At 62.0% G+C, this 6,998-nt stretch carries 13 protein-coding genes; 7 read left to right on the top strand and 6 right to left on the bottom strand.

What is annotated here, in order from left to right; all coding sequences use genetic code 11:
• Positions 1-473: 473 nt before the first annotated feature.
• The gene (locus tag AC0L3A_RS34680) at positions 474-662 is read right to left on the bottom strand and encodes a DUF3606 domain-containing protein (protein ID WP_473256065.1); all 189 of its coding nucleotides are present in this window, start codon (positions 660-662) and stop codon (positions 474-476) included.
• Between the two features lie 134 nt (positions 663-796).
• Between AC0L3A_RS34680 and ligD the strand changes: the two genes are divergently transcribed.
• From ligD to AC0L3A_RS34710, 6 genes are all read left to right on the top strand, one after another.
• On the top strand, positions 797-1,720 hold the full coding sequence (gene ligD, locus AC0L3A_RS34685; RefSeq protein WP_473256066.1) for a non-homologous end-joining DNA ligase: 924 nt from the start codon (positions 797-799) through the stop codon (positions 1,718-1,720).
• A complete protein-coding gene (locus tag AC0L3A_RS34690) occupies positions 1,720-1,890 on the top strand; it encodes a hypothetical protein (protein WP_007601541.1) in 171 nt (56 codons plus the stop codon). The genes ligD and AC0L3A_RS34690 overlap by 1 nt, the downstream gene beginning before the upstream one ends.
• A 260-nt stretch (positions 1,891-2,150) precedes the next feature.
• On the top strand, positions 2,151-2,564 hold the full coding sequence (locus AC0L3A_RS34695) for a hypothetical protein (RefSeq protein ID WP_473256067.1): 414 nt from the start codon (positions 2,151-2,153) through the stop codon (positions 2,562-2,564).
• A 14-nt stretch (positions 2,565-2,578) separates the two neighbouring features.
• On the top strand, positions 2,579-3,256 hold the full coding sequence (locus AC0L3A_RS34700; RefSeq protein WP_473256068.1) for an SOS response-associated peptidase: 678 nt from the start codon (positions 2,579-2,581) through the stop codon (positions 3,254-3,256).
• 238 nt (positions 3,257-3,494) lie between these two features.
• Positions 3,495-3,695, top strand: a complete 201-nt coding sequence (locus tag AC0L3A_RS34705) for a hypothetical protein (protein ID WP_473256069.1) — start codon at positions 3,495-3,497, stop codon at positions 3,693-3,695.
• On the top strand, positions 3,692-3,898 hold the full coding sequence (locus AC0L3A_RS34710) for a hypothetical protein (RefSeq protein ID WP_085361080.1): 207 nt from the start codon (positions 3,692-3,694) through the stop codon (positions 3,896-3,898). Before AC0L3A_RS34705 ends, AC0L3A_RS34710 begins: the two co-directional genes overlap by 4 nt.
• Here AC0L3A_RS34710 and AC0L3A_RS34715 read toward each other — a convergent pair.
• From AC0L3A_RS34715 to AC0L3A_RS34735, 5 genes are all read right to left on the bottom strand, one after another.
• Positions 3,892-4,161, bottom strand: coding sequence for a DUF6894 family protein (locus AC0L3A_RS34715; RefSeq protein ID WP_007601531.1), 270 nt, complete (start codon positions 4,159-4,161; stop codon positions 3,892-3,894). The genes AC0L3A_RS34710 and AC0L3A_RS34715 overlap by 7 nt on opposite strands.
• Before the next feature lie 192 nt (positions 4,162-4,353).
• A complete protein-coding gene (locus AC0L3A_RS34720; RefSeq protein WP_085350655.1) occupies positions 4,354-4,602 on the bottom strand; it encodes a hypothetical protein in 249 nt (82 codons plus the stop codon).
• A 12-nt stretch (positions 4,603-4,614) separates the two neighbouring features.
• On the bottom strand, positions 4,615-4,740 hold the full coding sequence (locus AC0L3A_RS34725; protein ID WP_473256070.1) for a hypothetical protein: 126 nt from the start codon (positions 4,738-4,740) through the stop codon (positions 4,615-4,617).
• Positions 4,741-5,184: 444 nt separating this feature from the next.
• The gene (locus AC0L3A_RS34730) at positions 5,185-5,667 is read right to left on the bottom strand and encodes an SANT/Myb-like DNA-binding domain-containing protein (protein WP_473256071.1); all 483 of its coding nucleotides are present in this window, start codon (positions 5,665-5,667) and stop codon (positions 5,185-5,187) included.
• A gap of 395 nt (positions 5,668-6,062) precedes the next feature.
• The gene (locus AC0L3A_RS34735) at positions 6,063-6,341 is read right to left on the bottom strand and encodes a hypothetical protein (protein WP_473256072.1); all 279 of its coding nucleotides are present in this window, start codon (positions 6,339-6,341) and stop codon (positions 6,063-6,065) included.
• A gap of 275 nt (positions 6,342-6,616) precedes the next feature.
• On the opposite strand from AC0L3A_RS34735, the gene AC0L3A_RS34740 reads away from it, so the two are divergent.
• Complete coding sequence (locus AC0L3A_RS34740) at positions 6,617-6,802, top strand: hypothetical protein (RefSeq protein ID WP_473256073.1); 186 nt, start codon at positions 6,617-6,619, stop codon at positions 6,800-6,802.
• Positions 6,803-6,998 lie beyond the last annotated feature (196 nt).

The following is a 6,998-nucleotide window of genomic DNA, read 5'->3' on the forward strand; positions in this document are numbered from 1 at the left end:
GCCAACCGATGGTCACAGACCGATCTTCTGGCAGTTGGAGCTTTGCGGCTGGCGCGCTATCGCGCCAATCGCTCGGCACCTGACATGCTACCGCCGGATATGCAAGCGTTACCCGAACGGTGAAGCCCACGGCAGCCCCCAACAGGAGAACAAACCGAGAACAGAGGCTACTGGCCGGCCGTCCCCGGCCTCGCCCGGCTCCGTCGTAATGATCCTTAGCCTGGCTCTGTCTCTTATGCACCGCAGGCATTGGACCCTCCGTCGATTTGCGGCGCCAACCGATGGTCACAGACCGATCTTCTGGCAGTTGGAGCTTTGCGGCTGGCGCGCTATCGCGCCAATCGCTCGGCTCCTGACAAATCGCCGTCTAGGAGGTCGTTCGAGGAAAGAAACGGTTACCAATGACTTACGTTTAAACCGTCTATCGATGGTTCGCAACCGCTGCGTGCTTCGATGCGAGGTTATCCCTATCTTTAGCGACCCCCCAGCTTGCGCTCGACCTTCTTCCGGCTGCTGCCGACCTTCTTGACAGCCTTCTTGACGGCGGAGGCCGAGCGGCCGGTCTTCTTCGCTTCGTAGCTGACTTCGTATTTCTGTCCGCCCGCCACGCGCGCGCGGTCCTGCTTGCGACCGCGGGGTGTCTGCTTCTTCGCCTTAGCCATGTTGCACCTCCATGCATGTATAAGACGCGAGAGGATTCAAACGGTTCCTTGCGCCCCTCAGGGCCGCCCCGACCAGCGGAACGAATCCGGCCACAAAGATTCGAATCAACGTGTTCGTTGCGTGGAGTTTGTCAGTGGCGTTGCAGCGTCAGCGTAGGCCGGGGACGATCGGGGTGAAAGCGCCCTTCCCCGGCTTCGTCGAACCGGCCTTGGCATCGGCGGTGGACCGCGTGCCATCCGGAGCGCGATGGATTCACGAAATCAAATTCGACGGCTACCGGGTGCAGCTTCATTTGGCCAACGAGGCCGTCACCGTCTACACCCGTCGCGGCCACGACTGGACCAAACGCTTCAAGAAAGTCGCCGATGACGCCTGGCACATCAAGGCGGGATCGGCGATCATCGACGGCGAGGTTGTGGTCCCTGCTGCCGATGGCAGCACCGATTTTTCCGTCCTTCAGAACGAGCTGAAGGGCACATCGTCCAAGATCATGCTGGTCGCATTCGACCTGCTTTATCTCAATGGGCGAGACCTTCGCGGCCTGCCGCTGTTTCAGCGCAAGGCCGAACTGAAGAAGATTATCTCCGGCACCGACGTGCATCTGAGTGAGAGCTTCGAGATCGAAGGACGCAAGATGTTCGCGCACGCGTGCAAGATCGGGCTGGAGGGCGTGGTCTCCAAGGTTCGCGACAGCACCTACAACAGCGGCCGCGGCAACAATTGGGTCAAGACAACTTGCGCGCAGCGAGAGACGCTAACCATCGCCGGCTTCGCACTCGACGAAGGCAAATGGGACGGCATCTATCTTGGGCGCCATAAGGGAGATGATCTTGTTTATGCCGGCAAGGTCGACCACGGATTCGACAAGACATCTGCCGCAGAACTGCAAAAACGATTGAAGCCGCTCATTCGCAAGACGCAGCCTTACGCCAAGCGCATCGCGCACAAGGGAATCTGGGTCGAGCCGAAGTTGCTTGCGGAAATCGAGTATCGCGCCAAGTCGGCGGAGGGAAAGGTCCGGCATCCTTTCTTTAAGGGCCTGAGAGAGGATCTGTAATGGATGCGTTCGATCGATGGTGGATATGGGCCGAGAAATCCCTTGATGATCCGCAAACCATTCCGGTCTGGCTGCATGAGGCGGTGCTGCAGCTTTCGCCGGATGAACGGCGAGATCGCTCTAAGGTGAATGCCGCAGCAAAAGAAGCGGAGGCGCACTATGAGATTTAAATTCCGCACAGAGGGCTGGCAGCCCAGGAGCGAGGAAGAACACTTCATGATTTGCCCAACCTGCGGCGAACGCTTCGACTGCCGCGACCTTGGCGAAGCCATCGAGCACCAACACGGCGAGCCGGTCGAGGAGGAGCCGACGCAACACTGAGGCGGGCGGGGGTTTTCCACAGCCACGACAGGCGGTGGTGCGTCCAGCCTTCCGCCTACTACCCATCGATAATTTGCCAGCTTGGCCGGCACATGGCTTTGATCGCCGCATGACCACCAAGTCGCGCCAATATCTCTACGGCACTCAAATCAAAATATCGGCCGAGCGCGCCAAAGAGGCCCGCAAGGAGGCCGACAAGCTTGCTTGCGAGGCGTGGAATTATCGGATGCTCGGCTACAAGGGCCCCGCGCAGCCGTCGCCGACGATTGGAGATGCCATCAACGCTGGCTTCCTTTACCTCGAAGTGCGCTGCCTCGGATGCGACACCAACCAGACAGTGGCGCTCGATATCGTTCGGCGTGTGAAGACAACGCCGGTGCATGAACTCGAACGCTACATGCGCTGCAAGGACTGTTCGCAAGTGCGAGGTTATCCTTACAAGAAGAGCGCTCTCGTGGCGCTGCGGCCAACGAAAATCTCTGCTACTAATCCTGCGTCGTATTGGTGGCCCGGCGAGCGCTAAGGACAATCTCACGCATGTGCAATCTCTATTCGATCACCACCAATCAGGCGGCGATCGCCGACCTCTTCCGCGTCGTGCGTCGCTACGAGGGCAATCTGGCTCCGATGCCCGGCGTGTTTCCCGATTACCCCGCACCTGTCATTCGCGATGCGGGCGGCGAACGAGAGATGGTGCTGATGCGCTGGGGCATGCCGCCACCGCCGCGCACTGGCGGCCCCCCGGTAACGAACATTCGCAACACCTCGTCGCCGCACTGGCGCGCGTGGCTCAAGCCGGAGCATCGGTGTCTCGTGCCGGTCAACAGCTTTGCCGAATACGCGCCGGAGCCCAACCCGCAGACGAAGAAGAAAGACATCGTGTGGTTTGCGCTCGCGGAGTCGCGACCGCTGTTTGCGTTCGCCGGCATCTGGACGATTTTCAATGGGGATCGCGGCACCAAGTCGAAGCCGATCCCCGGGCCGCATCAGGTGTACGGCTTCCTTACGACGACGCCGAATGCGGTCGTGGAGCCGATCCATCCGAAAGCAATGCCGGTGCTGCTGACCACAGCGGAAGAGCGAGACGTTTGGCTAAGGGCGCCGTGGGATGAGGCCAAGGCGCTGCAACGGCCACTGCCGGACGAAAGCTTGGAGATTGTTGCGCGCGGCACCGAGAAGGAAGACGCATTGGCCGCTGCTACAGTTGATTCCTAATATTCGGGCCTTATTCGGCATGCGCTTCTGTCCAAAAGTGAACATTGCCTCAAGTTGAGTAACCCGCTCAAGCCACTGAACCTGCTCACGCAATTTAATCCGGCGACCTATCATATGATATGTCGCCGCCTCAGACGAGGGGCGTAAGCTTTATCCATCACCGCAAGGCAATTGGCATCTGCCGGTGATGAGAACGCCCAACCAGCGCTCCCGCCCCGGACGAACGAGGGAGACGTGCATGCCGACACGCCGACGTTTCAAGCAGACCACGACACTCGACGAACGGCTCGCCGCGGAGGCCGCGCGGCTTCGCGAGGAGGCGCGCACGCTCGCGCCGGGGCGCCGCCGCGAGATGCTGCTGCGCCAGGCGCGGCAGGACGAGACCGCCATGCATATTGCCGCCTGGCTGCAATCGCCCGGGCTGAGGGCACCGACATGACCCAGCAATATCGCGCTTATCTCGTCGGCGACAACGGCGTCTTCCGCTCCGCCGAAGCGTTCGAGGCCGCGTCGGATGCGATCGCCCTCACCTTCGCGCAGCAGTTCACGCGGCACGGCAAGGTCGAGGTCTGGCAGCTCGGCCGCAAGATCGCCGTGCTCGAGCCCGAGTCATCCCCGCCGGGAGTTCTCACGCGTCAATGATCGCGTGATGTCGAGGGCGTCCTGAAGGTCTCGATCGCGAACGAGAAATTGACCTGCATCACGGGACCCCTGGCATCGCGAACGTCGATCGCCATCGACTGCCTGCCGCCCGCGGCAGGCGCGGAAACGATGGCGTCGCGCGCCATGTCCGCGACCGACTTGGCGGCCTCTGCCTGAACGGCGCGCGAGCTGGCCAGCTCAAGCCCTTCCTCGTCGAGCGCTACACCGGTGTCGTCGCGCAGGTCGAAATAATATCGGGGCATTGCAGCATCCTTTGCCCGTAATAGGTCCGAAGCGGACAAAGGGTTTCCGGGGCAGCGAAAAAATCTGTTGGAATCAATAGGTTCCGGGAACTCCGACGTCCCTCTGCCAGCGCGGCGCGGCAGCAGCTTGCCGCGCTCACGCCCGGTTTTTCGTCAGGGAGCGAAGCGACAGGGCGAAATGACGCGGCCCCCTCACTCCTCCGCAAGCTTCCCGACGATATAGGCATCCACCGTTTCGGCGAACGAGCGCTGCACGCCGACCGCAGTGCCATGCTGGTCGAGCGCGTCGCGCTGGAGCACGCGCAGGCCGCGGCCGCGCATGCAGACCGGCGCCGTGTTCAGGTATTGGTCGATCGCGCCTGTCGCGAGCGGGATGGCCTTCGGATCGCCCCTTGCGATCAGAAGCCGCAAGAGGCTCTGGCATTCGGCCAAACCTGGCATGGGATCAGCGCCTCACGCCTGCCGCGATTTCGCCGGCCGCTTCACCGGCTGGGTGTGGGTGCCGAACAGCGCCAGCAAAAACGCGACTTCTTCCTTCGAACCGACCTGGATACCGGCGTGGATACCGACCTGGATCATGATGATCTCCTTTTCGCTTGGTTGGTCGGGCGCAACGGGCGGGGCGTTCGAGACAATCTGGTTTCAGCACCGTTTCAGGCGTGTTTCGTCGCGGCGCACCATATCCATGGTCGCCTGAATAGGAACAGCTTTTGGGATCAGAAAGTTATTCGCGCGTCGGTCCGGATGCACGACCGGCGCCCCCCACGGCCTCAGCTCGCCCCCCGGGCTGGGGCCGTTTCTTTTTGACGCCTCAGTTTCGGTTTTGGTTTTGGTTTCGGTTTCGCCTGGGCGTCTCCCAGGACAGCTTGTTGCACTGGGAGCACCGGAAGATGGCGATCGCGCCATCCGGTGAAGCCACCGCGTCGATGAATGTCATGGGTCTGTTGCACGCAGCACAAATCGGCCGCTGCGTGGTGTCTTGATCCGTCATGCGCGCAAAACGCGGGACAGAGCAGGAGGTTTCTATCGTTCTGGAGGTTCAGGGTGCCAGATCTTAGGAACGTTTTGCTGAAGCAGTGAGATCGATGCCGCAATCTGCTCCCGAGAACGGCACAGCAATTGTCGGGTCGCCCGGCTTGCATCGAGCTGGTGCAATTTCTGCCGGTCGAGATCCGCCTCGAATTCCTCGCGGGTGAGCATGACAAGCTCCCGTGTTGCTGCCCATTCGCAGAGTACGCCGAGAGACGATTGAGGACCGTTCAGAAGTGAACATACGGCGGGATGCCCGCCTGCGGGCTTTCGACCCAGCCGGTCTTCAGGTCCGCGCTTCTGCGTGGCGAGGCGCAACGCGATGCCGTGCTGCCAGGCGCGCACTCTCACGGCGGCTTCGCTGCGACCAAGCTCGCCGGCGATCTCGTCCGGCCGCGAGCCGGCGTCGGCCAACGCCTTCAGCCGCTCGTGCTCTTCCGCTGTCCACTTCTTCAACAACGGGTCGCGTGATTGCATGGTCGTAAGCTGTCTCGCCTGCGTGGTCGATGCAGGCGACAAGCGAGCGAAACAGGCGAAGTTGCTATGCGACGCTGCTATGAGATCCGCGATGGGCGTCCCGGAGATGCGCCGACGACGGCGCTCGCTCAGATCCAGACGTCCTCCCGGCACGCGTCGCACCGATAGATCAGGATCGAGCAATCGCGCCTCACATCGAAGATCGAAGTCAGGCAGCGCGTATCCCTCTCGCATTTGGGGCAAGCCGGCCTCGGCTTGTAATGATCCGGCCTCGTTGCCGGGCCTGCTTGCTGTTCACTGCTCATCTCATTCCTCGTTGGAGGACTGAGTTCCTAAGTACCAAAGTGGACATTCGTTCCAATCACGCAGGGGGCGCTTCTCATGGAAGCGAGGGCCTAGACGCCCCATGATCGCGCGTGCTGGTCGTCGGCTTCGTCCTGAACGATCAAGCGGGCTTGTCCTGAACGATCAAGCCGGCTTGGTGTTGGCGGGCCCCCCCCCCGCCGCAGTTCGTCCAGGCTCTCGAGCGTGCAGATGCGCGCAGCGCGGCGGGCCAGCTCGTCGTAATTTTGCGCCACCTTGCGCAGCACGTCCCGCGTCTCGGGATATTCGCAATTGTCCGCCTTGGTGCGGAATTCTTCCGCCCGCATCCGCCAGTACCGCGGAGGGTGCATCCGCTCGGCTCCCATGGGCCACTCCCCTCAGTTGGTCCAACTGTTCCTGCTCATTAATCAAGAGCGCGTCCAGGAGTTCCCGCGCAGATGTTCCGGTTCCGATCACACGTCCCGATTGCGCAGGGATCGCAGCTGACGACGACAGTATTGCGCGGGAAAGATCGACTTTAGTTCAAATGCGGCAGGGCGGATTCGGCAGGACGCAACGGGTTGGCGCCATGCTGGGACACGTCCCTTGCGACAAACGCAACGGGGATAGCTCGGAGAGATCGTCGATGTATGTCGTCGCCGCCGCGTTGCTGGTGCTGTCCGGACTGTTCTACTCCGCGAGCCATCACGAGATCGGCTCGTTCGGCGTCACCATGTGCACCTATGGCAGTGCGTTCTGCGACAATCCGCTGATCGTCTTTTCCGGCGCCGCGCTGGCCGGCGCCTGGGGCATGTTCGTCAGCGTCAAATAGTCCCGACCGCACGCGCTCAGGGGACAAACGTCTCGCCGGTGTCCGTGCGCGGACTGCGCGACGGCCGGCCATGGCGGGCCGGGGGGGGGCGCGGGGGGGGGCCCGGGGGGGGCGGGGGGTGGTGGGGTGGTGGGGGGTTTAAGGTGGTTTTGGGGGGGGGGGGGAAGGGGGGTGGGGGTTTTTGGAATTTTGGGGG

The sequence above is a fragment of the Bradyrhizobium sp. MI1.3 genome, from assembly GCF_055811695.1.